This is a genomic window from Ardenticatena maritima (assembly GCF_001306175.1).
Classification (GTDB): Bacteria; Chloroflexota; Anaerolineae; order Ardenticatenales; family Ardenticatenaceae; genus Ardenticatena; species Ardenticatena maritima.
In genome coordinates this window covers 238,892-265,423 of sequence record NZ_LGKN01000004.1, presented here as the reverse complement: position 1 = coordinate 265,423, position 26,532 = coordinate 238,892, and the positions used below count along the sequence as shown (strand labels likewise).

The 26,532-nt window shown below is 62.1% G+C and carries 24 protein-coding genes; 9 read left to right on the top strand and 15 right to left on the bottom strand.

All coding sequences use genetic code 11. From position 1 onward, the window contains the following. The first annotated feature begins 46 nt into the window (after positions 1 to 46). The 3 genes from hutU to hutI are packed head-to-tail and all read left to right on the top strand — an operon-like array spanning position 47 to position 3,855. Positions 47 to 1,711, top strand: a complete 1,665-nt coding sequence (hutU, locus tag SE16_RS06000) for a urocanate hydratase (RefSeq protein ID WP_054494128.1) — start codon at positions 47 to 49, stop codon at positions 1,709 to 1,711. Continuing rightward, complete coding sequence (locus SE16_RS05995; protein ID WP_054494129.1) at positions 1,712 to 2,623, top strand: arginase family protein; 912 nt, start codon at positions 1,712 to 1,714, stop codon at positions 2,621 to 2,623. Between the two features lie 11 nt (positions 2,624 to 2,634). Further along, positions 2,635 to 3,855 (top strand): imidazolonepropionase, encoded by a 1,221-nt coding sequence (hutI, locus tag SE16_RS05990; RefSeq protein ID WP_054494130.1) that lies wholly within the window; start codon positions 2,635 to 2,637, stop codon positions 3,853 to 3,855. A 54-nt stretch (positions 3,856 to 3,909) separates the two neighbouring features. Here hutI and SE16_RS05985 read toward each other — a convergent pair whose 3' ends face one another. From SE16_RS05985 to dprA, 14 genes are all read right to left on the bottom strand, one after another. Continuing rightward, positions 3,910 to 5,514: a GMC family oxidoreductase gene (locus SE16_RS05985; RefSeq protein ID WP_054494131.1), complete on the bottom strand. Its 1,605-nt coding sequence runs from the start codon at positions 5,512 to 5,514 to the stop codon at positions 3,910 to 3,912. Between the two features lie 61 nt (positions 5,515 to 5,575). Further along, the gene (locus SE16_RS05980; protein WP_054494132.1) at positions 5,576 to 6,415 is read right to left on the bottom strand and encodes an SDR family oxidoreductase; all 840 of its coding nucleotides are present in this window, start codon (positions 6,413 to 6,415) and stop codon (positions 5,576 to 5,578) included. Then, positions 6,412 to 7,260 (bottom strand): GNAT family N-acetyltransferase, encoded by an 849-nt coding sequence (locus SE16_RS05975; protein WP_054494133.1) that lies wholly within the window; start codon positions 7,258 to 7,260, stop codon positions 6,412 to 6,414. The genes SE16_RS05980 and SE16_RS05975 overlap by 4 nt, the downstream gene beginning before the upstream one ends. A gap of 61 nt (positions 7,261 to 7,321) precedes the next feature. Continuing rightward, positions 7,322 to 10,387, bottom strand: a complete 3,066-nt coding sequence (locus tag SE16_RS05970) for an ATP-binding protein (protein WP_060687346.1) — start codon at positions 10,385 to 10,387, stop codon at positions 7,322 to 7,324. 72 nt (positions 10,388 to 10,459) lie between these two features. Beyond that, positions 10,460 to 10,909, bottom strand: coding sequence for a type II 3-dehydroquinate dehydratase (gene aroQ / locus SE16_RS05965; RefSeq protein ID WP_054494134.1), 450 nt, complete (start codon positions 10,907 to 10,909; stop codon positions 10,460 to 10,462). Beyond that, entirely contained in the window at positions 10,906 to 12,078 is a 1,173-nt protein-coding gene (locus SE16_RS05960; RefSeq protein ID WP_054494135.1) for an NAD(P)/FAD-dependent oxidoreductase, read from the bottom strand. The genes aroQ and SE16_RS05960 overlap by 4 nt, the downstream gene beginning before the upstream one ends. After that, positions 12,075 to 12,437 (bottom strand): PleD family two-component system response regulator, encoded by a 363-nt coding sequence (locus tag SE16_RS05955; RefSeq protein WP_054494136.1) that lies wholly within the window; start codon positions 12,435 to 12,437, stop codon positions 12,075 to 12,077. Before SE16_RS05955 ends, SE16_RS05960 begins: the two co-directional genes overlap by 4 nt. Positions 12,438 to 12,446: 9 nt before the next feature. Next, positions 12,447 to 13,220: a hypothetical protein gene (locus SE16_RS05950; RefSeq protein WP_152918229.1), complete on the bottom strand. Its 774-nt coding sequence runs from the start codon at positions 13,218 to 13,220 to the stop codon at positions 12,447 to 12,449. Beyond that, positions 13,207 to 14,310 carry a M24 family metallopeptidase gene (locus tag SE16_RS05945; protein WP_054494138.1) on the bottom strand — a complete coding sequence of 368 codons (1,104 nt, stop codon included), beginning with the start codon at positions 14,308 to 14,310 and terminating at the stop codon, positions 13,207 to 13,209. The genes SE16_RS05950 and SE16_RS05945 overlap by 14 nt, the downstream gene beginning before the upstream one ends. Positions 14,311 to 14,381: 71 nt before the next feature. Beyond that, positions 14,382 to 14,522, bottom strand: a complete 141-nt coding sequence (locus tag SE16_RS15930) for a hypothetical protein (protein WP_160317052.1) — start codon at positions 14,520 to 14,522, stop codon at positions 14,382 to 14,384. A gap of 50 nt (positions 14,523 to 14,572) precedes the next feature. Next, the gene (gene topA / locus SE16_RS05940) at positions 14,573 to 17,032 is read right to left on the bottom strand and encodes a type I DNA topoisomerase (protein WP_200907487.1); all 2,460 of its coding nucleotides are present in this window, start codon (positions 17,030 to 17,032) and stop codon (positions 14,573 to 14,575) included. Between the two features lie 48 nt (positions 17,033 to 17,080). Beyond that, positions 17,081 to 17,848 carry a hypothetical protein gene (locus tag SE16_RS05935; RefSeq protein WP_054494139.1) on the bottom strand — a complete coding sequence of 256 codons (768 nt, stop codon included), beginning with the start codon at positions 17,846 to 17,848 and terminating at the stop codon, positions 17,081 to 17,083. 25 nt (positions 17,849 to 17,873) lie between these two features. Continuing rightward, on the bottom strand, positions 17,874 to 18,959 hold the full coding sequence (locus SE16_RS05930; protein ID WP_060687344.1) for a mannose-1-phosphate guanylyltransferase: 1,086 nt from the start codon (positions 18,957 to 18,959) through the stop codon (positions 17,874 to 17,876). Between the two features lie 30 nt (positions 18,960 to 18,989). Then, a complete protein-coding gene (dprA, locus tag SE16_RS05925) occupies positions 18,990 to 20,084 on the bottom strand; it encodes a DNA-processing protein DprA (RefSeq protein WP_060687342.1) in 1,095 nt (364 codons plus the stop codon). A gap of 226 nt (positions 20,085 to 20,310) precedes the next feature. Here dprA and SE16_RS05920 point away from each other — a divergent pair, with 226 nt between their 5' ends. Genes SE16_RS05920 through SE16_RS05905 form a run of 4 tightly spaced genes read left to right on the top strand, consistent with a single transcriptional unit; the run spans position 20,311 to position 23,058 of the window. Further along, on the top strand, positions 20,311 to 20,991 hold the full coding sequence (locus SE16_RS05920; protein WP_054494141.1) for an NUDIX hydrolase: 681 nt from the start codon (positions 20,311 to 20,313) through the stop codon (positions 20,989 to 20,991). Positions 20,992 to 21,003: 12 nt separating this feature from the next. Then, positions 21,004 to 21,588 (top strand): hypothetical protein, encoded by a 585-nt coding sequence (locus tag SE16_RS05915; protein ID WP_054494142.1) that lies wholly within the window; start codon positions 21,004 to 21,006, stop codon positions 21,586 to 21,588. Between the two features lie 45 nt (positions 21,589 to 21,633). After that, positions 21,634 to 21,858, top strand: a complete 225-nt coding sequence (locus tag SE16_RS05910) for a hypothetical protein (protein WP_054494143.1) — start codon at positions 21,634 to 21,636, stop codon at positions 21,856 to 21,858. Positions 21,859 to 21,909: 51 nt separating this feature from the next. After that, positions 21,910 to 23,058 carry an acyl-CoA dehydrogenase gene (locus SE16_RS05905; protein WP_054494144.1) on the top strand — a complete coding sequence of 383 codons (1,149 nt, stop codon included), beginning with the start codon at positions 21,910 to 21,912 and terminating at the stop codon, positions 23,056 to 23,058. 68 nt (positions 23,059 to 23,126) lie between these two features. Here SE16_RS05905 and SE16_RS05900 read toward each other — a convergent pair whose 3' ends face one another. Further along, on the bottom strand, positions 23,127 to 24,848 hold the full coding sequence (locus tag SE16_RS05900; RefSeq protein WP_054494145.1) for a DUF7452 domain-containing protein: 1,722 nt from the start codon (positions 24,846 to 24,848) through the stop codon (positions 23,127 to 23,129). 378 nt (positions 24,849 to 25,226) lie between these two features. Here SE16_RS05900 and SE16_RS05895 point away from each other — a divergent pair, with 378 nt between their 5' ends. Both SE16_RS05895 and fabL read left to right on the top strand, forming a co-directional pair. After that, on the top strand, positions 25,227 to 25,670 hold the full coding sequence (locus SE16_RS05895) for an NUDIX hydrolase (RefSeq protein ID WP_054494146.1): 444 nt from the start codon (positions 25,227 to 25,229) through the stop codon (positions 25,668 to 25,670). A 68-nt stretch (positions 25,671 to 25,738) separates the two neighbouring features. Next, positions 25,739 to 26,503, top strand: a complete 765-nt coding sequence (fabL, locus tag SE16_RS05890; protein WP_054494147.1) for an enoyl-[acyl-carrier-protein] reductase FabL — start codon at positions 25,739 to 25,741, stop codon at positions 26,501 to 26,503. The last annotated feature ends 29 nt before the right edge of the window (positions 26,504 to 26,532 follow it).

Genomic DNA, 26,532 nt, shown 5'->3' with positions numbered 1-26,532 from the left:
CTACTCACACCCGACAACCAACCGAAATTCACGAAGGAGTGAAACCATGACCCTCAAGACCCGCACTGTGCGTGCACCGCGTGGTCCTCAACGTACCGCCAAAGGGTGGATTCAAGAAGCCGCAAAGCGCATGTTGCTCAACAACCTCGACCCCGATGTTGCTGAAAAGCCCGAGGAGTTGATTGTGTACGGTGGGCGTGGCAAAGCCGCCCGCAGTTGGGAAGATGTGGAACGCATTATCGCCGTGCTCGACCGGCTCGAAAACGATGAAACCCTGCTGGTGCAATCAGGGCGCGCCGTGGGCGTGTTCCGCACACACGAATTGGCGCCGCGCGTCATTATCGCCAACTCCAACCTCGTGCCCAAGTGGGCGACGTGGGAAGTCTTCGACGAACTCGAACGCCTGGGGCTCATCATGTTCGGACAGATGACCGCGGGCAGTTGGATTTACATCGGCACCCAGGGCATTCTGCAAGGCACCTATGAAACGTTCCTGGCAGCCGCCAAAAAACACTTCGGCGGCTCGCTCAAAGGCACCATTACCGTCACCGCCGGTTTGGGGGGAATGGGCGGCGCGCAGCCGCTTGCCGTAACGCTCAACGAAGGCGTTGCCATTGTCGTGGAAGTGGACCCCCACCGCATTCAGCGCCGCATTGAAACGAACTACCTGGACACCTGGACCGACAATCTGGACGAAGCCTTGCGCCTGGCGGAAGCCGCCAAGCGCGAAGGGCGGCCGCTCTCCATTGGCTTGCTGGGCAACGCCGCGGCGGTTCTGCCCGAAATGGTGCGCCGCGACTTCATTCCCGACCTGGTGACCGACCAGACCAGCGCCCACGACCCGCTTTACGGCTATGTGCCCCTGCTGAACGAGGGTGAAGACCCCGACACCCTGCGCCAACGCGACCCCGAAGGCTACAAACAGCGCGCGCTCGCCTCGATGGCGCAACATTGTGCCGCTATTGTTGAAATGCAGAAACGCGGCGCGATTGCGTTCGACTACGGCAACAACCTGCGCGCTTTCGCCAAGGAAGGCGGTTTTGAAGACGCTTTCGCCTACCCTGGCTTTGTGCCCGCCTTCATCCGCGACCAATTTTGTGAAGGGCGCGGTCCTTTCCGCTGGGCGGCGCTTTCCGGCAACCCCGAAGACATTTACAAAACCGACCGCGCGTTGCTCGAACTCTTCCCCGAAGATGAAGGCTTGCGCCGCTGGCTGACGCATGGCGTCACCAAATTCAAGTTCCAGGGGTTGCCCGCCCGCATTTGCTGGCTGGGCTACGGAGAGCGCGACAAAGCCGGCTTGCTCTTCAACGAAATGGTACGCCGCGGCGACCTTGAAGCCCCCATTGTCATCGGGCGCGACCACCTGGACGCGGGCAGTGTCGCCAGCCCCTACCGCGAAACCGAGGCGATGCGCGACGGTTCGGACGCCATCGCCGACTGGCCCTTGCTCAACTTCGCGCTGAACGCTGTCTCGGGCGCCGGCTGGGTCAGTTTCCACCACGGCGGTGGCGTGGGGATGGGCTACTCCCTGCATGCGGGGCAGGTCAGTGTTGCTGATGGGACGGACGAAGCCGCGTGGCGGCTGGAACGTGTGCTCACCAACGACCCCGGCACCGGGGTGATGCGGCATGCGCACGCAGGCTACGAGAAAGCCAAAGCGGTGGCGCGCGAGCGGGGCGTTGATTTGTGCGGTTGGGAGCAAGAATAAATGTTGCCCTTTGCCGGAATTGCGACCTTCTTCCGTGCAGAATCCCATGCACTGGATGAAGAATGGCACGCCGACGCCGCGTTTCTCGGCGTGCCGTTCGACATTACCGTCGGCTACCGCCCTGGGGCGCGTTTCGCCCCCCGCGCCATCCGTGAAGCCAGCCTGCGCTACGCCCTGCCGCCCGAAGGCTACTACCACCCACGCCATGGCTACCGCCTTGTCGGTTACCACCTCGTGGACGCGGGCGACGTTGACCTGCCCACACTCGAACCCTTGTTGGCGTTCGACCGTATCACCGCCGCCGCGCGCGCCGTGCGCCAACGCGCCACGCTGCCCATCTTTGTGGGCGGCGACCACAGCGTCAGTTTCCCACTCTTGCGCGCGTTCGACGACGTGGACGATTTGCACGTGGTGCAGATCGATGCGCATCTGGATTTCACCGACATGCGCAACGAGACGCGCTACTCCAATTCCAGCCCGTTTCGGCGGGCGGTGGAAGTCTTGCCCAATCTGCGCCACATTACCACCATTGGCTTGCGTGGCGTGCGCTTCGACCGTGAAGCGGTGGATGCCGCAGTCAAGCGTGGGCATCGCCTTGTCTTTCGCGAAGACCTGTTCGACGCCGACATTGAAACCTTCTTGCCGGAAGGGAAGCCTGTCTATCTGTCATTCGATGTTGACGCGCTCGACCCCGCCATCTTCCCCGCCACAAGTAGCCCGGAAGCGGACGGGTTGTCATTCCGCGAAGCCGTTTGTATCATTCAGGCAACCGCCGCCCGCAATCGCATTGTGGGGGTTGACTTCGTGGAGATGACGCCCTATCTCGACACCAGTGGAAGCAGTGCCTTGTTAGCGGCGCGTTTGCTGGTGGAAATCATGCTGGCGGTTGCCGCATCTGAACAGACGCCCTAAGAGGAAACGCGATGAGCATCACACTGTTTACGAACTGCGCTGAACTGGCTACACCGCTGGGGGGCGGTTTGCACCGCGGCGCGTTGCAAGGGTTGCTCCATCTCCTGCCTGAAGCGTCGTTTGCCGTGCAGGATGGGCGGCTCATCTGGATTGGCGCTCTACGCGACTGGAACGGCGACCACGACCGTGTGGTTGACCTGGGTGGACGCGCCGTCATTCCGGCGTTTGTGGATTCGCACACCCACGCTGTTTGGGGTGGGCATCGGCTGGATGATTTTGAGGCGCGTTCACAGGGCAAAACCTACGAGGAGATTTTGGCGGCGGGCGGCGGCATTTACCAGACGGTGCGCCAAACGGCGGTGGCGTCCGAAGAGACGTTGGCGGCGCTGGCGAAGCCGCGCCTGGCGGCGTTGTTGCGTTCCGGTGCGGCAACGATTGAGGTGAAGTCGGGCTATGGGTTGACGACGGAGGCCGAGATGCGCCTGTTGCGCGTCATCGCCCGCTTGCAAGATGAGACGCCCGCGGCGCTTTTCCCCACGTTGCTCATCCATGTGCCCCCTGAGGAAGGGCGTGAGGCCTACGTGCAAGAAGTTGTTGAGCATCTTATCCCCACGGTGGTGCGCGAAGGACTGGCGCATTTTGTTGATGTCTTTATCGAACGTGAAGCGTTCACCGTGGAAGAAGCCCGCCGTATCTTGGAAGCCGCCAAAGCGCACGGATTGGGGCTGAAAGTCCACGCCGACCAGTTTCATGCGCTGGGTGGTGTTGAACTGGCGGTGGAACTTGGGGCGCTCTCGGTTGACCATTTGGAAGCGTCGGGCGAGGCACAAATAGAAGCGCTGGCGCGTGGGCGCACAGTGGCAACGCTTTTGCCCGGTGTGAGCCTGCACCTGGGCGTGCCGCCTGCGCCGGGGCGGCGGCTTGTTGATGCCAATGTGCCCGTCGCCGTCGCCACCGACCTCAATCCGGGGTCAAGCCCGCTTTTTTCCATGCAAATGGCTGCCGCGCTTGCCGTGCGCCTGAATGGACTGACACCCGCCGAGGCGCTCACCGCTGCTACGGTCAATGCCGCTGCCGCGTTAGGCTTGCGCGACCGGGGGCGACTGGAAGAAGCCTGCCGCGCCGATTTTCTCGTGCTGGCAAGCGCCGATTGGCGCGACGCCCTCTACACGCTGGGCGCGCCGGACGTCATTGCGCAGGTCTGGATTGGGGGCGAACTGGTTGAGATGTGAGGACGAGGCCACATAGCCCTGCCAGGTTGCAAAGACCTGGCAGGGCTGTTTTTTTCAGGGCGCGGGTGGGATGTGCGACATGGCGTATTCCGCCAGTGCTGTGATGGTCAAACTGGGGTTGACGCCGGGATTGGCGGGCATAATTGAGCCGTCAATGATGTAAAGCCCCGGATAGTTGTGTACCTCGAAGCGCTCGTTGACCACACCTTCCATCGCGGTGGCGCCAATGGGCGCGCCCCCCAAGATGTGCGCCGTTGTGGGCAAATTCAACAAGTTTTCGCCCACGTTCCCCAGGGCTTCCCCCTCCGTCAGGGCGGCAAATTCGCGTGCCAGTTCGTGCGAGCCGGGAATTTGCGCCGGAATTTCATAGCCCGGCTCTTGTTCGGCGACCAGACCGCGCCGGAAAAGGGTGAACGGGCTGCGCCCAATGCGGAAACGCATGCGGTTGTCGGCGTGTTGCATCACCAGCAGAATGGTGCTGCGCCGTGCCCAGCCCGGCATGACGTACATATCGAGTGTGAGGCGTGGATGGCGCAAATACCATTTCAGCGAGTAGCGCAAGCGTTCGGGAATGCCGGCGTTCATATCCACCAGCGGGGCGCTCAAAAACCGCATCAGCGACGAACCGTCGGGATAGCGCACCGGCTCAACCCGTGTGATATCGTCAATGTTCGTGATGGAAGTAATCGAAACACCGCGCGAATAGTCCACATCGCGCCGTCGTGAACCCGACCCCAAGAGGGCTTCGCTGTTCGTCCGAATGCGTTCCCCCAGCCGCGGCGAGAGCGCGCGCAAGGATTTCTTCACATCGCGCAAGGTGAGCAACAAACGCATCGTCCCCATGACGCCCGCCGCGACAATCACATTGCGGGCGCGTACCCGTTCAATGGGGCGTCGCCACCACCCCAGCGAAGGGCGATAGACCACCTCGTAGCGTGCGCCGTCGCGCTCGCTTTGCAGGGGGCGAATGTCAATCACTTCGCGCTCCGAGAGAATGCGCGCCCCGTATTTCTCGGCAAAGTAAAGGTAGTTTTTGGGCAGGGTGTTTTTGGCGTTGAAGCGGCAGCCGACCATGCACCCCCCACAGTGAATACACCCCGTGCGTGCGGGTCCTTCGCCGCCAAAGAAGGGGTCGCGCACGGTTTTGCCCGGCTCGCCGAAAAAGACCCCCACATCGGTGGCGCGGAACGTATGCCCCAACCCGCGCCGTTCGGCGATGGTGCGCAACGCCTCATCCGCAGGCCAAAGGCGTGGGTTGCGGGCGACCCCCAACATGCGCCGTGCGGTTTCGTAGTGCGGGCGCAGAATTTCGCCCCAGGGAAGCGGCTCGTTCCAGGCGGGGGTGGCAAAGGTCTCGTCGGTGGGGATTTCGAGCACCGCGGCGTAGCCCAAACTCCCGCCGCCGACGCCGACACCATGCAGAACCATGACGCCTTGCAGCAGGCTGATTTGCAAAATGCCATACGCGCCCAGACGCGGCGCCCAAATGTACTTGCGCACATTCCAGTTGGTGCGGGCGAATTCGTCATCGTGCCAGCGCTTGCCTTTTTCGATGACTAGCACCGAATACCCTTTTTCGGCGAGGCGCATGGCGGAGACGGAGCCGCCAAAGCCGGAACCGATGATGACGTAATCGTACACGGTATTTGTGTCGAGCATCTTGCTCCTCCTCATGCAGACAACGGTTGCCTCAACAGTGCCGCACAGCAGTCGGCGAACGTCAGATAATCAGGTACTCGGTTGCGCCGCGCGCCCGTGTTGTCAGTGTGGCGGCGCGTGATGAGAGCAGGCGCACGTCGCGCGGGCGGGGTGTGGGAAACTCGCGGTTGAAGGCGGCGCGAATGGGCGTTGTCGGCAAGCCGTGGCGCACCGCCAGCAAAAGCCCCAGCGCGTAGCGGCTCAACGCTTCTGGACCAACGAGATGCCAGACGCCGGCGCGTTGTTCGGTGGGAAGGCGGACGAGTTCCCACAGTTGGCGCGCCAAATCATCGGCGGGAATGGGGCAACGCAACTCATCCACGAAAAGCGACACCGGTTCACCACGTCGCAACGCCTGTATCACCCAGGCGCTGTTGCGGTCGGGTAGGTTGATGTCGAGGATGAGCGAGGTGCGCACAATTGCCGCTGAGGGGACGTGTTCGCGCACGATGGCTTCGGCGACGGCTTTGGCGCGCCCGTAGGGGTGAATGGGGTGGGGGAGCGCCTGCTCGTCGTAGGGGGCGTGTTTGCCGTCGAAGACCAAATCGGTGCTTATGTGAATGAGCGCCGAACCAAACTCAGCGGCGGCAAGCGCGATGTTTTGGGTCGCCGCTTCTACGTCACGCGCCAGTGTTTCATCGCGGAAGCCGGCGGCGGTGTGCAGAACAATGTTGGGGCGTCGTTGCGCAAACAGGCGGAATACCTGCTCGCGCTCGGCAAGGTCTATCGTTTCGACGTAGGGCCAAGGGACGGGGGTTTGGCGTTGTGTGGCAACCACGCGCAACGTAATCGGGGCGTGGCGAAGCAAAGCACGCCCCAAAACACCGGCGGCACCAGTCAACAGAACGATGGGCGGGGTCATGTGTGCATAACTCGCAGCCAAAAACGCAGTGGAATGGTCTCCATTTCTTCAAAACCAAGCCAGCGCAAGAGGAAGTAGGCTGGCAGATGCCGCGCCGATTCGACTTCGGCTTCGCGGGCGCCGTGCGCTTTGAGGGCTCGCAAGGCGGTGAGCAGGAGCGCACGCCCCAAGCCGCGCCCCTGATGTTCGGGCGCGACGAAGATTTGCCACAGGTCGCCCCGTTCCGGCATGGGGCGGCGTGCGAGGAGCGCCCCCACAGGCGTGCCGGAATGCAAGACAACGAAACTCACTTCGTCGGTGTCGGCGTGCGCCGAAGCGGCAAACGTGCGCAACAGGGTGCGGGCGCGTTCCGGCGAGATGGGGAAGAGATGTTGTTCCACAGTGCCGGCGTTGGCGGTGATGAAGGGGTGCACCAAATCATCAACGTAGGCTTCGCGGAGCGGTGCGATGAAATACTCATCAGCGACAAGCGGTTCAGGGGCATTGAACGTTGTCAGGTCGCGCACCATGCGCAGGCGGTCGAGCGGTTCAAAGCCCCAGTGGCGCAGGTCCCATGTGGGGCGTACCGGGCGGAACGTGGTGACAATTTGCGCGGCGTCGGCTTGCAGGGTGGGCAGGGTGCTCTGCAAGAGTTGCCGCAGAAGCAGGTCGGCGCGTGCGCCAATGGCGTGATAGAAGACGATTTCGTAGTGGCGCGGATGGTCGGGGTGTGGGCGTGCCAGCAGCGCGGCGCACGAATCGCCATCCTGGGCGGTGAAGGTTTGGGTGTTGGGGTCATCAGATGAGGGCGGCGGTGTGCCGGTACAACACGCATAGGATTCAAATAAACGCGCCAAATCAGCCATTGCGTTCCTCCTGCACATGTTGAAAATGGTTTGCGCCTTTCTTCCCCCGTCCGCCTTGCGGTTATGGTTGGCAGGGGAGCAGGGTTTGAATGGATTCCAACAGGCTCTGCAAGGGGCGGCGGTCGCTGGCGTGCAAGAGCGCGCGCACATGCGCCACCTGGCGGGCGGCGCTTTCATGGTCGCCCAGGGCGAGCAGGGCGCGCGCCGTCCAAAGTTCGAGCAGCCGCTGGAAGTGGAACGCCACCGTCTCGCCGAGAAGCGCCCGCGCTTGCGTGAAATGTTCGAGGGCGGTTTGGGCGTCGTGGTCGTGTTCAAGCAGCAGCCGCCCCAGTTGCAGGTGGATGTTGGCTTCGTGCAGTTGGTTGCCGATGGCGTGCGCCGCGTCCAATGCGGTGAGGAACGCCTCGCGGGCGGCTTGTACGTCGCCCGCCAGCAACGCCAGTTCGCCGCGTGTGCTGTGCAGGTATTGCAAGGGTTCGCTGATGGAGTGGGCGGTAGCGAGCGCGAAGGCGCGTTCCAGCGCTTCCTGCGCGGCGCTGAGATTGCCGTTGAGCGCGTGGTGGTAGGCGAGGTTGTTGAGCGCCAGCACCTGGTAGAAGCGCAAATCGAGCGCTTCGGCGCGTTCCAGCACCTGCTCGTAGTGGTGCAGCGCGGTCTCGTAGTCGCCCCGTTCGGCGAAGAGATTGCCCAGTTCAAACAAGGCTTGAATGGCGACCACCAGCGCGTTCTGTTCTTCCGCAAGCGTCAGTGCCTGGCGCAGGTGGTGTTCGGCTTGTTCCAGCGACGGGGAAAGCCGCAGGAGCGCCGCGCCGATGGTGAAGTGCAGGCGGGCTTGGATGAGCGGGTCGTCGTGGATGCCGGCGTGCAGGGCGCGTTGCGCCCAGTGCAAAATGGCGTCGCCGCCGCCAATGCCGAGATGAATTTGGGCGAGGGTGAGCGCGGCTTCGGCGAGGGTGCGCTGGTCGCCGCGTTGTTCGGCTTCGGCAACGATGCGTTCCAGCAGCGCGTGGGCTTCTTCATGGCGGCCGCTGTGCGCCAGCGCCATGCCCAGCGCGATAGCGCGTTGGGGTGTTGGGGACAGCCGCATGGCTTCGCGCAGGAAGGTGACGGCTTCGGTGACTGCCGCGAGTGAAAACGCGTGTCGCCCGGCGGTTTCGTACCAGGCGGCGGCTTCTTCGGGGCGTCCGGCGCGGGCGTAGTGGGCGGCGATGCGCCCCGCCATGCCCGCAACACGCCCCGCGTAGCGCCGTTCGAGGGCTTGGGCGGCGCGGCGATGCAGGAAACTTTGCCGCGCGGTGCTCAGGTTGCTGCGGAGCACTTCGGCGATGAGGGGGTGAGTGAATTCGTAGCGCCCGTTCTGCTCACGCAGAATCCCCCGTTGCAAAAGCGTATCGAGCGCGTCGAGGGTTTCTTCTTCACTTCGCCCAGCGGTGTGACGGAGCAGGTCGAAGTCAAAATCGCCGTCGAGAATGGCGGCGGCTTGCGCAACCTGGCGGGATGTGCCCGTGAGGCGTTCCAGACGGGCGGCGATGAGGGCGCGCAAGTGCGGCGGAACGTCGTGCCCGTCGGTGCGCAGCAGTTCAAGCAGAAAGTAGGGGTTGCCGCCGCTGCGGCGTATCAGTTCTTCGGCGTGGGGGTGTGAACCGCCAAGCGCCTTGATGAGTTCTGCGGCTGTGTCGGCGTCGAGGTGTGGCAGGGTGACGCGGGCGGCGAGAACGCCCAGCCGCGCCCAGTGCGCGATGTGGTGGTTGAGGTCGGGTGTGGCGTCTTCGGGGCGCAGTGCCAGCACCAGGAAGAGCCGCTGCCACGGGCGGCGTTCCGCCAGGTAGGTGAGGAACGCGAGTGTAGAGGGGTCCGCCCAGTGGGCGTCGTCCAGCACAAAAACCACCTGTTTGCGCGGTTGTGTGGCGATGGTGAGGGCGTGGAGAAGCGCGTCGAAAAGGTGCAAACGCCCTTCGGCGGGGGGCAGAGGGGCGTTTGAAGCCGCACCCGCCGGCAGAAAATCGGGCAACAGGTGGCGCAAGGCTGTGAGCGTGGGCAGCGTTGCGCTGTGGGTGTGGAGTGTTTGCCAGATGTCAGGGCGGCGCAAGAGCATGGCAATCGGCGCGAGGGGGATGTGTTGGGTGGCTTCAAGTCCGTGGGCGGCGAGCAGCGCCGTTTCATCGGGCAGGCGCGCCGCCCATTCTTGCCAGAGCCGCGTTTTGCCGATGCCCAGTTCGCCTTCCAGTGTGGCAACCGCAAACCCGCCGACGGCGGTGGCGCGCCAGGCGTTGTCGAGTGCGGCAAGTTCGGCGTCACGCCCGACGAGCGGCGGCTGTTCGAGCGGCGGTTGCTGCTGGGTGAGGGGCGTGTTGACGGCGGGCGGCGGCATTTCGCTTGGGGGCAGTGCTGTGAGCGATGAAATGCGCCCGTCGCGAATGGCGTTTGCCAGGTCGTCGGTACTTTCAAGCGGGGCGACGCCGAGTTCATTGCGCAAGAGACGGCGCAAGCGGTCGTACTGCGCCAAAGCGCCTGCACGGTCGCCCAGGCGGGCGTAGGCTTCCATGAGCGCCTGATGCATGGGTTCGTGCAGGGGGTCTATGGCAAGGGCGTGTTGCGCCCATTGCGCGACGGCGCGCCAATCGCCGGCTTGGCGTGCCGTGGTGAGCAAGGTTTCGAGCAGGCGCACGGCGTCTTGTTGCAGGCGCTCGCGCGTCATGGCAATCCAGAGTTCCACGTCGGGGGCTTCGCGCAGTGTCAGCCCGTCGAGAAAGGGACCACGGTAGAGGGCGGCGATGTCGGCGGCGTTGGGTGGCAGGTGTCCCGTGCGGGCGGCTTGGGCGGCGTCGGCGAGGAGACGGGCGTCCACGCGCACATGGGGCGCGAGGGCGAGCGCGTCGTTTTCGGTTTGCAGGCTCTCTTCGCCCAGCGTGCGGCGAAGTTCCCAGAGCAGGTTGCGCAGATTTTTGCGGGCGGCGTCGGGGGCGCTTTCAGGCCAGAAGAGCGCCAGCAGGCGCTCTCGCGGGATGGGGGCGTCCGCCAGCCCCACATACGCCAGCAGGGCGATGCCTTTGTTCTGGCGAAGTGGCACGTTTTGCCCAGCCTGTTCAATCTGTGGCGGTCCGAGAAAGCGCAAAAAAAGTGTCATGACGGGTTGCAAGCCGTTCGGTTCGTTGGGTCTATGGGCAACTATACCCAAAGTGAGCGGAACGGCGAAATGTCAGGCGTTCAGCAACATGAGCAAGGCGTCCAGCCCGAGCAGATAACTGCGCCAGCCGAACCCGCTGATTTGCCCCACGCAGACTGGCGCGATGAGCGATGTGTGGCGAAACGGCTCGCGCGCGTGAATGTTTGAGAGATGGACTTCCACGGTGGGCAGTCCCACGGCGGCGATGGCGTCGCGCAGGGCGACGCTGGTATGTGTCAAGCCGCCGGGGTTGATGAGGATGGCGTCGGCTTCGGTGCGGGCGGCGTGAATGAGGTCAATCAGCACGCCTTCGTGGTTGCTTTGGTGAATGGTCAGGCGTGCGCCGGCGGCGTTGGCGCGTTCACGCAGGCGGGTGTTGATGTCGTCAAGTGTATCGTGACCGTACACGTCGGGTTCACGCAACCCCAGCAGGTTCAGGTTGGGACCATGCAGGACGTAGATGTGCGGTGTCTGTCGGTTCATGCGCTTGCTCCTTGCGCTTTGGTTGGCGTTGTGCCGCTGAGGCGGTTCACGTCCAGCCATTCGAGCGGCGCGTTGTGCAACAGATGGGCGACCGCGCGTTCGGCTGTTTTCAGCCCCAGCCCCATGCCGTGCCCGTTGAAGCCGACGGCAAAGACGGCGTTGGGGATGCTGGGCACGCGCCCCACCACGGGCAAGCCGTCGGGGGTGAAGCCCATGGTGCCGCTCCAACGTTGTTCCACCGGCGCGTGCGCGACTTCGGGGAAATAGCGTTGCAGGAAATCCGCCAGCACGGCTTGCACCTGGGGCGTTGTGCGGTCTTCCCAGCCGACTTCTTCGGCTTTGAAGCGCCGTCGCCCGCCGCCCATGAGGAAGCGCCCGTCGGCGCTTTGGCGGAAGTACTCGTAGCCGTCGTTCGCGTAGCCGGCGGTGTCCAGAATGCGTTCGGGCAGGGGGGCGCTGACAAACATTTGCGCGCGCACAGGGCGCACCACCGCCCACAATTCAGGCACAAGGAGCGGCGCGTAGGCGTTGAGGGCGAGCAGCGCCCCGCGGGCGTGAATCTCGTACCGCGCCCCGCGCACCAGAACGCCGCCGGCGTGCGCTTCCAGCGCCCACACTTCATTGTCGAAAACGCCCTGTGCGCCGCCGTGTGCGACGAGCGCCTGCACCAGCGCGACGGGGTCAATCACGCCGTCGTCGGGTTTGTGCAGGGCGGCGACAAAGCCGCGCCCCAGGGGGTCGCGGGGGGTGAATTCGGCGGCAAAGCCGTCGGCTTGCATGGCGCGCGCGGCTTGTTCGAGGGCTTGGGCTTCTTCATCGCGCACGGCGAGCAAGAGCGAGCCACAGCGTGCATGTTCGACGCCAAACGCTTCCGCCAGCGCAAAAGCGCGTTCGCGCGTCTCAACGCTCAATTGCCAGGCGGCGCGGGCGGTGGCGTGCCCGTACTGCGCGATGGCGTCGTGGTAGTAGGCGACCAGCCCGCTGAGTAGAAATCCGGCGTTGCGCCCGCTTGCGCCGGCGGCGGGGTGGCGGGCGTCGGTCAACACAACGTCCGCGCCGGTCTCGGCGAGGCACATGGCGGCGTATGCGCCCACAATGCCTGCCCCCACTACCACATAATCGGCGTCGAGGCGTTGGGCGCGGCGGCGTTGCCAGTACGAGACGCTCATGAGAGCGGCTCCTCTTGCGTCAGGCGGGCGACCAGGTCGGGCATGGCTTGCACAAAGCGCGAACGCGCGACAACCAGCGTAGCGCCTGCCGCGAGGGCGCGTTCGCGGGCGTCGGTGTCCATGTGCGAACCAAAGGCGAGCACGGGCACCATGGGCGCACGTGTGTGCAGGGTGCGGATGAGGCGTTCCCAATCGAGGGCGGGCGTGCCGATGTCCACGATGATGACGCCGGGCATGAGCGCCAGGGCGTGCTCAACGTCATCGGTGTCGAGGATGTGGACTTTGTAGCCCGCGGCGCGCAAGGTGGTTTCAATGCGCACAGAGAAGAACAAATCCGGCTCAAACGCAACAACATGCATGACAACACCTCATGTTCCTTCAATCAAAATTTCGCTCAATTCCAGAAATTGCGCATGTTCCACAGACAACCAGCCCCCGCGCAACGTGCCGTCCATTGCCGCGAATTGGTTGTCCACCCAGGCGACGAACCCCAACGGGGCGCGCGGCGCGATGGGGGCGTCGAGCACCACCTGGTCGTCCACGAGACAGCGCACGCGGGCGGCTTCCCATTCGAGCAGGTAGGTGTGCCACGCCGTCGGGTCAATGTCGTCGAGCGGCTGTTCGGCGGCGGGCACCATGGCTTGCGCCGTGCGGTACGCCAAGCGCGATACGAGCGGCAGGCGCAGGGCAAGCGCGCCCAAGCGTTCCACCAGACGCGGGACGGTGGGGCTGCGGATGCTTTGCACGAAAAAGCCACGCCCCGACCAGCCAGGTGTCACGGCGAGGCGGTTGGGCGGCGAGGCGAGAAACACCCAAAAGACCTGCGGCGCGATGAACGCCACGCTGTCGGCGGTGGTGCTGACCGCCATGTTCCAGAAGCCGAACCCGGCTGTGCCGCGAAGCGTCGCGGGGGATGAGAAGCGCGCACGCACACGCAACCGTGCGGGCGGACGCCACAGGTAGGCGTGGCGGGGGCGCATGTGCGTGTCGTCCAGTTCCGCCAGGTGGTAGCGTTCCCCCGTACCGGGGGCGACATGCAGCCGCACCCCTTCGGGTGTGGGGTGAATGTCGCCCGTGCCTGTACAGATGCGCACCCAATGGGGATGCCACGGCGGTCGGCAACGCTCCTCAATACGCGGCATGAATCTTCCAGAAGTCCACTGCTTTGGGAGAACGTGTCAGAATTTCGACGCCGTCTTCGTGGACCACAGCCAGGTCTTCGATGCGCACGCCCCCCCAGCCCGGCAGATAGACGCCCGGCTCAATCGTCACGACGCTGCGGGCGGGCACGATTTCGTCTTCAGCGGCGCGAGGGCTGAGGCGCGGGAATTCGTGAATTTCCAGACCAACGCCATGCCCCAGCGAGTGCCCAAACGCTTCGCCAAAGCCGCGCGCCGTCAGTAGGTCGCGGGCGAGGGCGTCGGCGTCGCGGCTGGACATGCCCGCGCGCAGGTGCGTTTCGGCATGGTGCAGGGCTTCCAGGACGGCGTTGTACACCTCGCGGAAGCGCTCGTCGGGGTCGCCCACGTAGAGCGTGCGCGTCATGTCGGCGTGGTAGCCGTCCACAAGCGCGCCAAAGTCCACCAGCACGATGTCGTTGGGGCGCACAGCGCGGTCGCCCGGCACAGGGTGGTAGTGCGGCAAGGCGCTGTGGTCGCCCACGGCGACGATGATGTCGAAACTTGGTCCTTGCGCGCCGAGTTCGCGCAGGATGACTTCCAGTTTCCAGGCGAGTTCGGCTTCGGTGATGCCGGGCTGCACCAGCGCTACCCACCGCTCAAAGGCTTCGTCGGTGATGCGTTGGGCGCGGCGCAGGGTTTCGATTTCGTCGGCGTCTTTGACGGCGCGCAGGCGGATGATGACTTCGCGGGTTGGCTCGAAACGGACGCCCTGGGGCGCGTGGCGCTGTAATTCGTCAAACAGCGCGACCGTCACGTCGTCGGCTTCAAACGCGACGCGGCGGCTTCCCGCCAGTTGCAGGGCTTCGGCGATGGCGTTGGGCAAACCGCCCGTTTGGCGCACCATCTGAAAGTCGGGGGCTTCGTGGGCGGCTTGCTCGAAGTAGCGAAAATCGGTCACGATGAATTGGGCGTCGTCGGTGATGACGAGTGTGCCGTTCGAGCCTGTGAAGCTGCTCAGATAGCGCACATTGGTGGCATTGGTTACCAAAAACGTGTCCACGCCTAAATCGCGCATGCGTTCACGCAGGGCAGAGAGTCGTCGTTGGGTCATGGATTCACCTCGTGTTGATTGTCTGGTGCAAAGAAAAAACGGCACCTCGATGAAACGAGATGCCGTTTGTTTTAGCGTGCGGCAAAGGCAAGCAATGCCAGAAAGATAAAAACGGTGGCGATTGTCAGCGAGCCGTATGCTCCCAAAATGCCTGCTGTGAAGAAGAGCAGACCGATGAGGAGCGGAAGGATGAGAACAAGTTTCGCCGCCATTGGTTGACCACCTTTATCAAGCGTCTGCCTGTTTGTTCGCGTTGCTGTCCTTACTCGGTTGCTTCTTGCAGGGCTTCAATGTCGGCGCGCGAGAATGTTTCCTCGCAGGCGAGACATTGCACGGTTGTACGGTTGGCTTCCACGAGCAAGCCGCCGCAGTCCGGGCAGGGAACCGGCAAAGGACGCTTCCACGAAGACCATTCGCATTCAGGGTAATTGGCGCACCCGTAGAAGATGCGCCCGCGCCGTGTGCGTTTTTCGACAATGTCCCCCCCGCATTCGGGGCACTGTACACCGATTTTTTCCTGGTAGGGCTTGGTGTTGCGGCATTCGGGGAAGTTCGAGCAGGCGATGAACTTCCCATAGCGCCCGTACTTGATAATCATGGGGCTACCGCATTTTTCGCACGTTTCGCCTGCGTCTTCTTCGACCTGCACGCTTTGCATTTCTTTTTGGGCGGTCGCCAGGCGCTGGCTGAATGGTCCGTAGAAATCGCGCAACACCTGCACCCATTCCCGCTTGCCTTCGGCAATCTGGTCGAGTTCTTCTTCCATGCGGGCGGTAAAGCCGATGTCCATGACTTCGGGGAAGTGTTCCACGAGCAGGTCGGTCACCACTTCGCCCAGTTCCGTGGGGACAAGGCGCTTGCTTTCCTTGCGCACATAGCCGCGGCTTTGCAGCGTGCTGATGATGGGCGCATAGGTGGATGGGCGACCGATGCCGTGCTCTTCCAGCGCGCGCACCAGGGTGGCTTCGGTGTAGCGCGGTGGTGGTTGGGTGAAGTGTTGCAGGGCTTGCACGTCCAGCGCGTCCAGATGTTCGCCGGCGTGCAGGTCGGGCAGGTGGATGTTTTCCTCTTCGGGCGCGTCTTCGTCGCGGGCTTCTTCATAGAGCACGAGGAAGCCGGGGAAGCGCACCACCGAGCCGCTTGCCCGGAAGAGGTACGCCGGGTTGCGGGCGAGGGCGGCGCGCAGGGTTTCGTCCACCTGTTCGGCGTCGGCGGGTACGCGCCCTTCGGTATCGGCGACGATGTCCACCGACGTGGTGTCGAGAATGGCGGGCGCCATTTGGCTGGCGACGAAGCGCTTCCAAATGAGTTCATACAGGCGGTACTGGTCGCGCGAGAGGTATTGTTTGATAGAGTCGGGCGTGCGCCAGACCGATGTGGGACGGATGGCTTCGTGCGCTTCTTGCGCTTGCTTGGCGCGTGTTTTGTAGACAGGCGGCTTGGCGGGGACGTAGGTTTCGCCAAACGTTTTGTGAATGTAGTCGCGGGCTTCGGCTTGGGCTTCGCGGCTGACGTTCACGCTGTCGGTACGCATGTAGGTGATGAGACCCACGACGCCATCGCCGATGTCAATGCCTTCGTAGAGTTGCTGGGCGATTTGCATGGTTTTGCGCGCGCCAAAGCCAAGCCGACGGCTGGCTTCCTGTTGCATGGTGCTGGTGGTGAAGGGGGCGGAAGGGCGGCGTCGGCGCTGTTTTTGGCGCACGTCGGTGATGACATACTGCGCCCCTTGCAAGGCGTTGAGAATGGCTTGGGCGGCGTCGGCGTTGGGCAGGTGTGGCTCTTTGCCGTTCACGCGCACCAATTTGGCTTTGAACGAGGGGCGGGGGTCTTGCCCGCGCGTGCTCATTTGCGCAAAGAACGCTTCGATTGTCCAGTATTCTTCGGGCGTGAAGGCGCGAATCTCGCGCTCACGTTCAACAACCATGCGCAGGGCAACGCTCTGCACACGCCCCGCGCTGAGGCGACTGCGCACGTTGCGCCAGAGCAGAGGGCTGATCTGGTAGCCCACCAGGCGGTCGAGGATGCGGCGCGCCTGTTGGGCGTTCACCAATTGCATGTCAATCTGGCGCGGGTGCTGGAACGCTTCCTGAATGGCGTTCTTGGTGATTTCGTGGAAGACAACACGCCGCGCGCGTTCTTGGGGCACGTCCATGCTTTCCAGCAAATGCCACGCGATGGCTTCCCCTTCGCGGTCGGGGTCGGTGGCGAGATAGATTTCGGATGCTTTTTGGGCGGCGCTTTTCAGTTCCTTGACGAGCGCCCGTTTTTCGTTGGGCACGCGGTAGGTCGGTTCAAAATTGTTTTCGATGTCCACGCTTAACTGCGATTTGAGCAGGTCGCGCACGTGCCCAAGCGAGGCGCGCACGGTGTAGCCGCGCCCCAGGTATTTGCCAATGGTGCGGGCTTTGGCGGGCGATTCAACGATGACGAGTTTGTTGCCCTTGCCCTGTTGGGCGCCGCTTTTCTCCCCTGAGGTTGCCGATGTGGTACTGCGTCGTTTGCGCGACGCCTTTTTTTCCTTTTTCGTGGTAGGTTTGGGGGGCGGCGGTGTCAACCCTTCATGGGCGGGGGTTGCCCCCATGCGAAAAAGGGTTGTGCCGCACACGGGGCACGTGCCGCGTGTGGCGGGACGCCCGTTTTCGGTGAAAACGGGTTGCGGGTCACGCATTTCCCGCTTGGTTTTGCATTTCATGCAGTAGGCTTGAATTGGTTCGCTCACGTCGTTCACACCTTTTTTGACTTTTCCGTTCTTCTCACTGTTGTGCGTCTATTGTCGCCGACGTTTTCCTTTCGGTATGGACAGGATGTATTCCACGTATGGGAAGGTGCGGCGATAAAAGTTGTTGAAAACGAAGTCGGATGTCAACTGGTCGCCGCTCACGTCCAGCAGCAGCCCCACAAAGAAGTCGGCTGTGCGGACACGGGCGTAGCACTCATCGAGCGGGTCAATGGGAACGTCCGGGTCGTCTGCTTCGTCGTACTCCTCGGTGAAGAGCCGCGGTGGCTGATTGCCCAGCGAGAGCGCGTTCAGACTGTCCTCAGCCGTCCAAAAATGCACCACGAGAAGCCCGTCCACAATCATGTCAACAGGCAGCAGTTCGATGACATGGGTGTTGTAGCGCATCATGGCGCGCGCGCCTTCGATGATGTCGTGCCCTTCGCGGTAGAGGCGCTCGGCGAGCGCGTCAATCCAGGTCTCGCGGTTGGCGCCGCGCCCCAGAATGGCGAACAGCGCCTCTGCTTCGTTGATGATTTCTTCCATCAAGAGGTTTTGGGTATCCCAATCGGGTTCGCCTTCGATGGCATAGATTTGCATTTCTTTCAATGCCAGGCGAACGTCAAACGCCAGGTCAGGTTCGCCGTGTTCTGCGAACCACCGCAAGGCGTCCACAGCTTCGGCGGAGCCAATTTGCATGAGAATGCGTGCGGCTTCGCGCTGTTCTTCCGGGCTGCTTGTGGGGTCCAACAGGACACGGCGGAAGCGTTCGACAAAATCGAACCCCGATTCGTCAGAAACCCAACCTTCTTCGTACATGAAACTTCCTCTTTCTTCTTTCTGCTCAAAGCAAGTCGGTGCGCCCGTGTTGTTTCAACCATTTGACAACGTGCTTGACGTCCTGGCTACGACCGGCGCGACAGATGAGCGTGGCGTCGGGCGTGTTGACAACAATCACGTCGCTGAGGCCGATGAGTGCCAGAAAGCGCCCTTCACTTTGCACGAAAATGCGCTCCCCGTCAATCACCAGCGTATCGCCCTCGATATGGTTGCCTTGTTCATCGTGGTCCAGAAGTTCCGCCAGGCTGTCCCAACTGCCGATATCGTTCCAGCCGGCGGCCATAGGCACAGTGGCGACACGCTCGGCTTTTTCCATGATGCCGTGGTCAATGGTGGTTTCGCCGGGGAGCGCCAGCCATTCGCGTTCGAGCACCTCGGCGGCGTCGGGTGTGCCGACGGCGGCGGCAATGCGTTCGAGGGCGGCGGTGTGTTCGGGCAAGTGGCGGGCGAATTCTTCAAGAATAGTATCCACGCGCCAGCAAAAAATACCACTGTTCCAGAGAAAGCGCCCCGAAGCGACAAAATGGCGCGCCGTTTCGAGGTCGGGTTTTTCTTTGAAGCGGAGCACGCGGTAGGCTGGGTGCTCGTTGAACGTGCCCAGTTCTTCGGCGAGTTCCACGTAGCCGTAGCCGGTTGCGGGGTAGGTGGGGCGAACCCCCAGGTTGACCAGCCATTTGCCCTGGGCGACGTCGGTGGCGGCGATGAGGGCGCGCCGAAATTGCTCTTCGTCGGCGAAGTAGTGGTCGGCGTGCAGTGATGCCATGGTGGCGTCGGGGTCGAGCCGCCGAATGAGCACCGCCCCCAATCCGATGGCGGGTGCGGTGCCGCGCATGGCTGGTTCGCCGATGATGTGGTCTGCGGGAATATCGGGCACCTGTTCGCGGATGGCGTCCACGTATTCGCGGTTGGTCATGATGAAGATGCGTTCGGGCGGCAAGAGCGGCCGAACGCGGTCTACCGTCATTTGCAAGAGCGAACGCTCGCCGGTGAGGGCGAGCAGTTGTTTGGGTTTGTGGCTGCGACTGCGCGGCCAGAGGCGTGTACCGACGCCGCCGGCCAGGATGAGCGCATAGAGGTTGCTTGTTGTCATCGTCTTCTCCTCGTTTCCACCATCTGCTTGTTAGCGTACGCGCACGTATGTCATGCCGCCAACGGCGCGCACGTGTCCTTTCAATTCTAGAAAAGCGAGTGTACTTGTAACCGTAGCCGCGTCCAAATCGAGCGTGCGCCCTAGGTCGTCCACGTGGCGCGGACCGTCGCGCAGGGCGTCGAGGATGGCTTGTTCGAGTGGGTTTTCGGGCGCGATACGCTGGACTTCGCGTTGGCTGTCGAGCCATTCAAGGTTGAGGGCTTGCAAAATGTCCTCGGCTGAGCAGACGGGGGTTGCCCCGTCGGCGATGAGGCGGTTGGTGCCGCGGCTTTGGGCGCTGAGAATGCTTCCGGGGACTGCCAGCACTTCGCGCCCCTGTTCGAGGGCGTAGTTGGCGGTGATGAGGGCGCCGCTTTTTTCGCCGGCTTCGATGACGAGCACGCCAAGCGACAAGCCGCTGATGATGCGGTTGCGCGGTGGGAAGTTGTTGGGTTCGGGGGGCGTGCCTGGCGGGTAGTCGCTGATGAGGGCGCCGTGTTCAATGATTCGGCGCGCCAGTGCGCGGTTTGAGGATGGGTAAATCTGGTCAACGCCGCTCCCCAGCACGGCGATGGTGCGCCCGCCAGCGTCGAGTGCTGTGCGGTGGGCGAGGGCGTCCACGCCGAGCGCCAGCCCGCTTACGATGGTGACGCCCTCGGCGGCAAGCGGTTCGACCAGGCGACGGGTGACTTCCTGCCCGTAGCGCGTGATGCGCCGCGTGCCGACAACGGCGAGCGCCCACTCATCTTCGGGCGTGAGGCTGCCGCGCACGTAGAGCACGGGGGGCGAGGCGGGAATGGTGCGTAGGCGAGCGGGGTAGGCGTCGTCGTCCCATGTGAGCACGGTGATGCCGTGGCGTTCGAGATGGGCGAGCGTCTTCTCGAAAGAGAAGGTGCGCCGCACCGCCACCAGTTGCTCGATGGCGCGGCGATCCAGCCCGGCGGCGGCGAGTTGTCCGGGGGTGGCTTCCCACGCGGCTTGTAGTGAACCGAAATGCGCCAGCAGGCGGCTTGTTTTGGCGGGACCGATGCCCGGCACGTGGTTGAAAGCAATCCAGTAGGCTTGGGATGTGGTTGGCTCAGCCATGGTTCTGATTGATGATTGACAATTGGAGATGGGCGATCAGGTCGTTGGCGGTGGTGTGTGCTGGTTGTGTGGTGGGGAGCATACCATACAGCAAATTGCACTGTCAAGGTGCAAAGTGCGCGCAAAAAGCGGGCGTATGCCTGGCGTTTTCGGCTTTTGCCTTTCGCCCTTTCCTCGATTACCATAAAAGTGTCAGCCCGACACCAAAACACCTGAGCCAGGAGCCATGCCTGAAGCCTTTGACCAGCACATTGCCTTGACGGTGGATGTCGTCATCTTCACCTTGCTGGATGATGAACTGAAAGTCTTGCTCATTCGTCGGCGTCATGAACCCTTTGCGGGAATGTGGGCGCTGCCAGGTGGCTTTGTCCAGCCGGATGAATCGCTGGAAGAAGCGGCGCGGCGGGTGCTCTACGAAGAAAGCGGCGCCACCGATGTCTATCTCGAACAGCTGTATACCTTTGGACACCCCGAACGCGACCCGCGCCAGCGTGTGGTGACCGTGGCGTATTTTGCGCTGGTCAGCGCCGACCGGCTGCCGCTGGATGTCCAAAGCCCCCGTTCCACGGAGCGGGGCTGGTGGCCCGCCTACGAACCGCCGCCGCTGGCGTTCGACCATGCCGATATTCTGGCGTATGCTCTGCAACGCTTGCGCTACAAACTTGAATACACCGCTGTGGGGTTTCAACTGCTGCCGGAAACATTCACGTTGACCGAATTGCAAACCGCCTACGAAACGATTTTGCGTGAACAACTGGACAAGCGAAACTTTCGGCGAAAAGTCTTGTCGGCGGGTATTCTGGAAGAAACAGATGAATTCAAGTCCGGCGGTCATCGTCCGGCGCGGCTCTACCGTTTTCGCCGCGAAGCCACGGTGGAAAGCACCGCCCGCCGTCTCTTTCCCTGAAAGGAGCCCCGCATGGCACGTACAGCCGACCAACGCGCCCGTTTGAAGGCGCTGGAACGTGAGATGGCGGCGCTGGAAGCGCGTCGTGCCGAATTGGGCGACGCTGAAGTGGAAGCCCGCCTGGCGCTCCTGCGTGACGAACACCGCGCCTTGCTTGACGCCCAGCGCATTGTGAACACCCCCGACGCCGCGCCCACCGATTGGCTTGCCCTGGCGCGCGCCTTGCGGAGCGGGGCGCAGACCCTCGCGACACTCGACCCTGCTCTGTTGCCCCCCCTAGCGCGCGACCCCACGCCCACCGCCGCCGCTCTGCACCGCGTGGTGTTGCTGCTGGCGCGGGAGTTTGAAGCGGCGCGCCAGGCGCGCCACATGCGCGACGCCACCGATATTCACGATGCGCAAGCGGCACTGGCGCTGTTGCACCACGAACTGGCTTCGCCGACGCCGCACGTGCGCCGTGTGCAACGCAAATGCGCTGAACTTTCGGACATTTTCTACGCGCAAGCCACCCTCACCCCCGACCAGTTCGATGTGGCGCGGCTTGCGTTTCTGTCCGAAGTGTTGTTGCACGTTGTGGTGCACCGTTGGCAAACATAGTTGCCTCTCGCCACAGTTGGCTATAATGGCGTTCAGGAGGGTGCTATGCCGACCGTATGCCCCAAATGCAAGCAGATGGTGCCTGTTCAACCCAAATGCGAAGCGTGTGGCGCGCAGCTCATGCGTCTCACGTCCGATGGGCGCTACGAACTCATCGAACCGACGCCTTCCGTGTGGAAACTCGCGCTTGAACCGCTCTTGTTGGCGTTCGGCGTGATTCTCATCGGATTGTTTGTGATTGGCGTCGTGGCTGCATTGTTGTTGTGGTAGTCGGCTGTTCCCCAAACCAAACAATAGCACACTATCAAGGAGGATAGACCCATGGATTTCTCGCTCACCGAAGAGCAACGCCTCATTCGCGACACCGTGCGCGAACTTGCCCGCGATGTGATTGCCCCACGCGCCAAAGAAGTTGACGAAACAGGTCGTTTCCCACGCGAAAACTTTGAAGCCATGGCTGAATTGGGCTTGATGGGCTTGCCCTTCCCCGAAGAATACGGCGGCGCGGGTGGCGATACACTCAGCTATGCGCTGGCGGTGGAAGAAATTGCCGCCGCATGTGGCTCAACCGCGCTCAGTTATGCCGCCCATGTCTCGCTGGCGTGCAACCCGATTTACATGTTCGGGACTGAGGAGCAGAAGCGCAAGTACCTGGTGCCGCTGGCGAGCGGCAAAGCCATTGGCGCGTTCGGGTTGACCGAACCGCACGCGGGGTCGGACGCTTCGCGCTTGAAGACGCGCGCCGTGCGCGACGGCAACGAATGGGTCATCAACGGGCAAAAAATGTGGATTACCAACGGGGGCGTCGCCGATTTCATTGTGGTGGCGGCGGTCACCGACCCCGACGCGGGGCATCACGGTATCTCCAACTTCATTGTCGAAGCCGACAATCCGGGCTTCAAGGTGGGCAAGAACGAGCCCAAGATGGGCTTGAAGGGGTCTGTGACGTCGCAACTTTTCTTTGAAGATTGCCGCGTGCCGGCTGAAAACATGCTGGGGGCTGAAAACAAGGGGTTCATCCAGTTCATGAAAACGCTGGACGGCGGGCGTATCAGCATTGCCGCCATGGCGTTGGGCTTGGGGCGCGCCGCGTATGAAGCCGCCGTCTCCTACGCCAAAGAGCGCCATGCGTTCGGGCATCCTATCGCCGACTTCCAGGCTATTCAGTTCAAGCTGGCTGACATGGCCACCTTGCTGGAAGCCGCCCGCTTGCTGATTTACAAAGCCGCTCACCTGAAAGACACAGGTCAGCCCTACACCAAGGCCGCCGCGATGGCGAAACTCTTTGCCAGCGAAGCCGCCGAAAAAGCCTGCTTCGAGGCGATTCAAATCCATGGCGGCATGGGGTACAGCCGTGAGTTTCCAGTCGAACGCTACTACCGCGACAACCGGCTGACGCAAATCGGCGAAGGCACAAGCGAAATCATGCGGTTGGTGATTGCCCGCCGCATTTTGCGCGAGATGGAATAGGCGCAACCCCAGGTGTGTGAGCAACGGGCGCCCAGTGCGGGCGCCCGTTTTGTGTGGCGTCGGGGGGCTCAATCGGTGGTGACGAGTGGGAGATAGACCGAGTTGGTGACGACAAGCACGTTGAAAAGGTGGAGGTTGCTAAACTCTGAGCCGTCTTGCGAGACGATCGCCCATTGTTCCAACGTGGGGTGATACCAGACACCAACCGGAAAATCATTGGTGAAGCCGTAACGCGGGGTGATGATGATAATCGCCGCGGGGTTGCCGTTGGTCAATGGCGAATCAAGGTACGAAATGGTGCCGTTTGCCCCATTGCCGTTGGTCACCTGATGAATGAAGGCGTTGGGCATGTTGTTGGCGACAAACACGTTGAAGAAACGCCCCGTTGCCATTGTGGCTAAGTCTTGATTGAAGATGACCCAGCGTCCCAAACCCTGGTCGTAGTACAAGCCGACGTAGTGGTCGTGGTACGTTCCCGGCACAGCTCCGTTTGGGTTCCACGAATGCTCCACAAAGGCGATAGCGTCAGGGTTGTTGTTTAGCATGGGGTGGTCCAGGATGGTGCGGTGTCCATCCACGTTCTCGCTGGTTGTCGTATGGACAAAGGCCCGCAGTGAGGGGGGCGGCGCAAAGATGTTGAACTCGATGTTGTCGGGCATCAACGCCAAATCCTCATTGTAAACCGCCCACTGACCGAGCACTTGTGAAGGTGTTGCAACCCCTTGGGTGGAAAGCGGCGTGCTTGGGCTGAAAAAGACCCCGGTGGGCGACTCATTGGTCACCACGCCGCGTGTGGTGGCAAACACCAGCGCCCCGATATTGCTGTTCAGCAGTGGATGATCCAAAAGCACATAATTTGATGTAGGGTTCGGTTCCTTCTTGCTCAACTGAACAGGTGTTTGTGGCGCAACCAGCATGTTGAAAGGTATCGGGATTGGTGAGGCGGGCATCGCTGCAAGATCCTGGTTGAAGACGCTCCATTGGCGTTGACTGGTGTTGTACCAGACGCCTGTCCCGTGGGGATTGAAGGCGCCAATACTGCTGGAGGTGCTCATGAGCAGGGCTTCGGGGCGGTTGTCGGTGAGTGGGTGTGAAATGTAGGAGATATGCCCGGAAACGTTCGCGGACGTTGTGAAGTGTTGGAAAGCGCGGTTCATTTTGGAAACCACCGCGACATTGAATTCGGCGTTGTTGGCGATGTCTGCCTGGTCGTGGTTGAAGATGATCCATCCACCATCATACGAGACGCCAATGTGGTGGTTGTTGAACACAACTTGATTCGCCCCCCACCGTTGCGTCACCAGCACGATGTCGTCGGGTGCGGTGAGATAGGGGGATGAGACTTCGGTGTAGTAATCGGTTGTATTGCTGGGTGTGGCTGTGTGGACGAAAGCGGGGACAGTGCTGTCGGGAATGTAGATGTTGAAGGCGGCGCCGTTGGGGATTGAAGCCGCCCCTTGGCTGAAAATGCGCCAGCGCTTCGTCGTGTCAGAATAGATGACGCCGAAAGGGTCCTCGTAGTAAACGCCTGGAATTTGCAACGGTCCCCATACCGGTGTGACGAAGAAAATCGCATTTGGCTGTTCGTCCAGCAGAGGGTGTTGAATTTCCGTCATGTACCCGCTGACGTTGTTATCGGCGGAGGCGATATGCACAAAGTAGGTGCCGCCTGTCGCCGAAGGGGTGGGAAAGCCACCTGCCGAGACTGTTTCGGGGAAGTCCGTCTGTTGCGTCAATGTCAGCACTGCGGCAACAAGCGCCGCAAAGAGACCAAAGCGCAAGCCCTTCATACAGAAAACTCCTTTCCTCACTTCTTACTCAAACCGCGAAACCGATACAGCCACCAGTCTCCGATACGGCGGGGCACGACAACGAAGCAGTCCAACGAGGAGTGCGAACACTCTTTTGGCGCAGGGAAAGACGCAACGGCAGGGTGAGGTGTCAGCGGAAACGTGGAACGCGGGACAAGAGCGCGCACGGGTTCCAGTAAGTATGAAATGAAACGTCAGAATGTTCAAAATTGTCGCATGGTTCTTTTCACCGTTTCAAGAAAAACAGGCGTCAAAACGAGAGGGGGCGAACAGTTGCTCTCGGCGTCCATTTGCTCATCTTGCCAAAAACCGCATAAATTAGACGTCATGATGAGCAACCACGGGAAGAGAACAACCATGCGTGTCAAAACCATCACGGTTCATTCGGCCGGCGGCGTCGTCTTGCGGGGTCCCGCCGACGCCCCTGACGTCCTCATGATTGCCACACATAACGGCACGCGCTGGGCGCTTCCCAAAGGGCAAGTGGAACCCAACGAAAGCCTGCCCGAAGCCGCACGGCGCGAGGTCGAAGAGGAAACGGGCATCAAAGTCGCTACCCTGGCGCATCTGGAAACCATCGAATACTGGTACTACGCCAGCCGCAATGTGCGCCATCACAAATTCGTGGATTACTTCCTCATGAAGCCCATTGGCGGCACGTTGCGCCCCCAACTCAGCGAAGTGGACGACGTGCGCTGGTGGCCGCTGGCGAAAGCATTGGAACTGGCGACGTACGACAACGACCGCCGCGTTATCGAGAAAGCGGGGAAACGGTGGCCCCGTTACGCCGACGAGCTTTGAGGGTTTCTGCTTTACGGTTGCACCAGACGCGCAATCAAATGCCAACCAGAACAAAGGAGGACATGCACATGTCGCAAAAACGTTTCGAGGGGAAAATTGTGCTGGTGACGGGCGGGAGCCGCGGCATCGGCAAAGCCATCGCCCTCAAATTCGCCAGCGAAGGGGCGGATGTCATCATCAACTATCTGCGCAAGCGCTCCGCCGCTGAGGAAACCGCCGAAGAAATCCGCGCCTACGGTGTGCGTTGCCACACCATCAAAGCCGACGTGGGCGACCTGGATTCGCTCAACGCCATGTTCGACGAAATCGAGCAGGAGTTCGACGGGTTGGATATCCTCGTCAACAACGCCGCCAGCGGCTACATTCGCCCTGTCATGGAGCAGAAGCCCAAAGGGTGGGAATGGACGATGAACATCAACGCCCGCAGTCATCTCTTTGCCGCGCAGCGCGCTGTGCCGCTCATGCAGAAACGCGGCGGTGGGCACATCATCGGCATTTCGAGCTTGGGGTCGCAGTTTGTGCTGCCTGAGTATGTGGTCATCGGCATCAGCAAAGCCGCCGTGGAAACCCTGACGCGCTACCTGGCGGTTGAACTGGCGCCCTACAACATCAAAGCCAACGCTGTCAGTGGTGGCGTGGTGGACACCGACGCGCTCAAACACTTCCCCAACCGCGAAGCCATGCTCAAAAACGGGCTTGAACGCACCCCCGCGGGGCGTATCGTCACCCCTGAAGACATCGCCAACGTGGTGGCTTTCCTCTGCACGCCCGACGCCGACATGATTCGTGGGCAAACCATTGTTGTGGATGGCGGCTATAGCCTGCTTGCCTGAACCATCGGGGGGGCGTCGCAGGCGCCCCC

Bases quoted from the DNA above. Each gene is read 5' to 3' on its own strand.
- SE16_RS05920 (WP_054494141.1), top strand. From the start codon at position 20,311: ATGCCTGAAGCCTTTGACCAGCACATTGCCTTGACGGTGGATGTCGTC.
- SE16_RS05975 (WP_054494133.1), bottom strand. From the start codon at position 7,260: ATGGCTGATTTGGCGCGTTTATTTGAATCCTATGCGTGTTGTACCGGC.
- SE16_RS05980 (WP_054494132.1), bottom strand. From the start codon at position 6,415: ATGACCCCGCCCATCGTTCTGTTGACTGGTGCCGCCGGTGTTTTGGGG.
- SE16_RS05950 (WP_152918229.1), bottom strand. From the start codon at position 13,220: ATGCCGCGTATTGAGGAGCGTTGCCGACCGCCGTGGCATCCCCATTGG.
- SE16_RS05970 (WP_060687346.1), bottom strand. From the start codon at position 10,387: ATGACACTTTTTTTGCGCTTTCTCGGACCGCCACAGATTGAACAGGCT.
- SE16_RS05930 (WP_060687344.1), bottom strand. From the start codon at position 18,959: ATGACAACAAGCAACCTCTATGCGCTCATCCTGGCCGGCGGCGTCGGT.
- SE16_RS05935 (WP_054494139.1), bottom strand. From the start codon at position 17,848: ATGTACGAAGAAGGTTGGGTTTCTGACGAATCGGGGTTCGATTTTGTC.
- dprA (WP_060687342.1), bottom strand. From the start codon at position 20,084: ATGGCTGAGCCAACCACATCCCAAGCCTACTGGATTGCTTTCAACCAC.
- SE16_RS05910 (WP_054494143.1), top strand. From the start codon at position 21,634: ATGCCGACCGTATGCCCCAAATGCAAGCAGATGGTGCCTGTTCAACCC.
- hutU (WP_054494128.1), top strand. From the start codon at position 47: ATGACCCTCAAGACCCGCACTGTGCGTGCACCGCGTGGTCCTCAACGT.
- SE16_RS05915 (WP_054494142.1), top strand. From the start codon at position 21,004: ATGGCACGTACAGCCGACCAACGCGCCCGTTTGAAGGCGCTGGAACGT.
- SE16_RS05955 (WP_054494136.1), bottom strand. From the start codon at position 12,437: ATGCATGTTGTTGCGTTTGAGCCGGATTTGTTCTTCTCTGTGCGCATT.
- SE16_RS15930 (WP_160317052.1), bottom strand. From the start codon at position 14,522: ATGGCGGCGAAACTTGTTCTCATCCTTCCGCTCCTCATCGGTCTGCTC.
- SE16_RS05985 (WP_054494131.1), bottom strand. From the start codon at position 5,514: ATGCTCGACACAAATACCGTGTACGATTACGTCATCATCGGTTCCGGC.
- SE16_RS05945 (WP_054494138.1), bottom strand. From the start codon at position 14,310: ATGACCCAACGACGACTCTCTGCCCTGCGTGAACGCATGCGCGATTTA.
- SE16_RS05905 (WP_054494144.1), top strand. From the start codon at position 21,910: ATGGATTTCTCGCTCACCGAAGAGCAACGCCTCATTCGCGACACCGTG.
- aroQ (WP_054494134.1), bottom strand. From the start codon at position 10,909: ATGAACCGACAGACACCGCACATCTACGTCCTGCATGGTCCCAACCTG.
- SE16_RS05895 (WP_054494146.1), top strand. From the start codon at position 25,227: ATGCGTGTCAAAACCATCACGGTTCATTCGGCCGGCGGCGTCGTCTTG.
- hutI (WP_054494130.1), top strand. From the start codon at position 2,635: ATGAGCATCACACTGTTTACGAACTGCGCTGAACTGGCTACACCGCTG.
- fabL (WP_054494147.1), top strand. From the start codon at position 25,739: ATGTCGCAAAAACGTTTCGAGGGGAAAATTGTGCTGGTGACGGGCGGG.
- SE16_RS05995 (WP_054494129.1), top strand. From the start codon at position 1,712: ATGTTGCCCTTTGCCGGAATTGCGACCTTCTTCCGTGCAGAATCCCAT.
- SE16_RS05960 (WP_054494135.1), bottom strand. From the start codon at position 12,078: ATGAGCGTCTCGTACTGGCAACGCCGCCGCGCCCAACGCCTCGACGCC.
- SE16_RS05900 (WP_054494145.1), bottom strand. From the start codon at position 24,848: ATGAAGGGCTTGCGCTTTGGTCTCTTTGCGGCGCTTGTTGCCGCAGTG.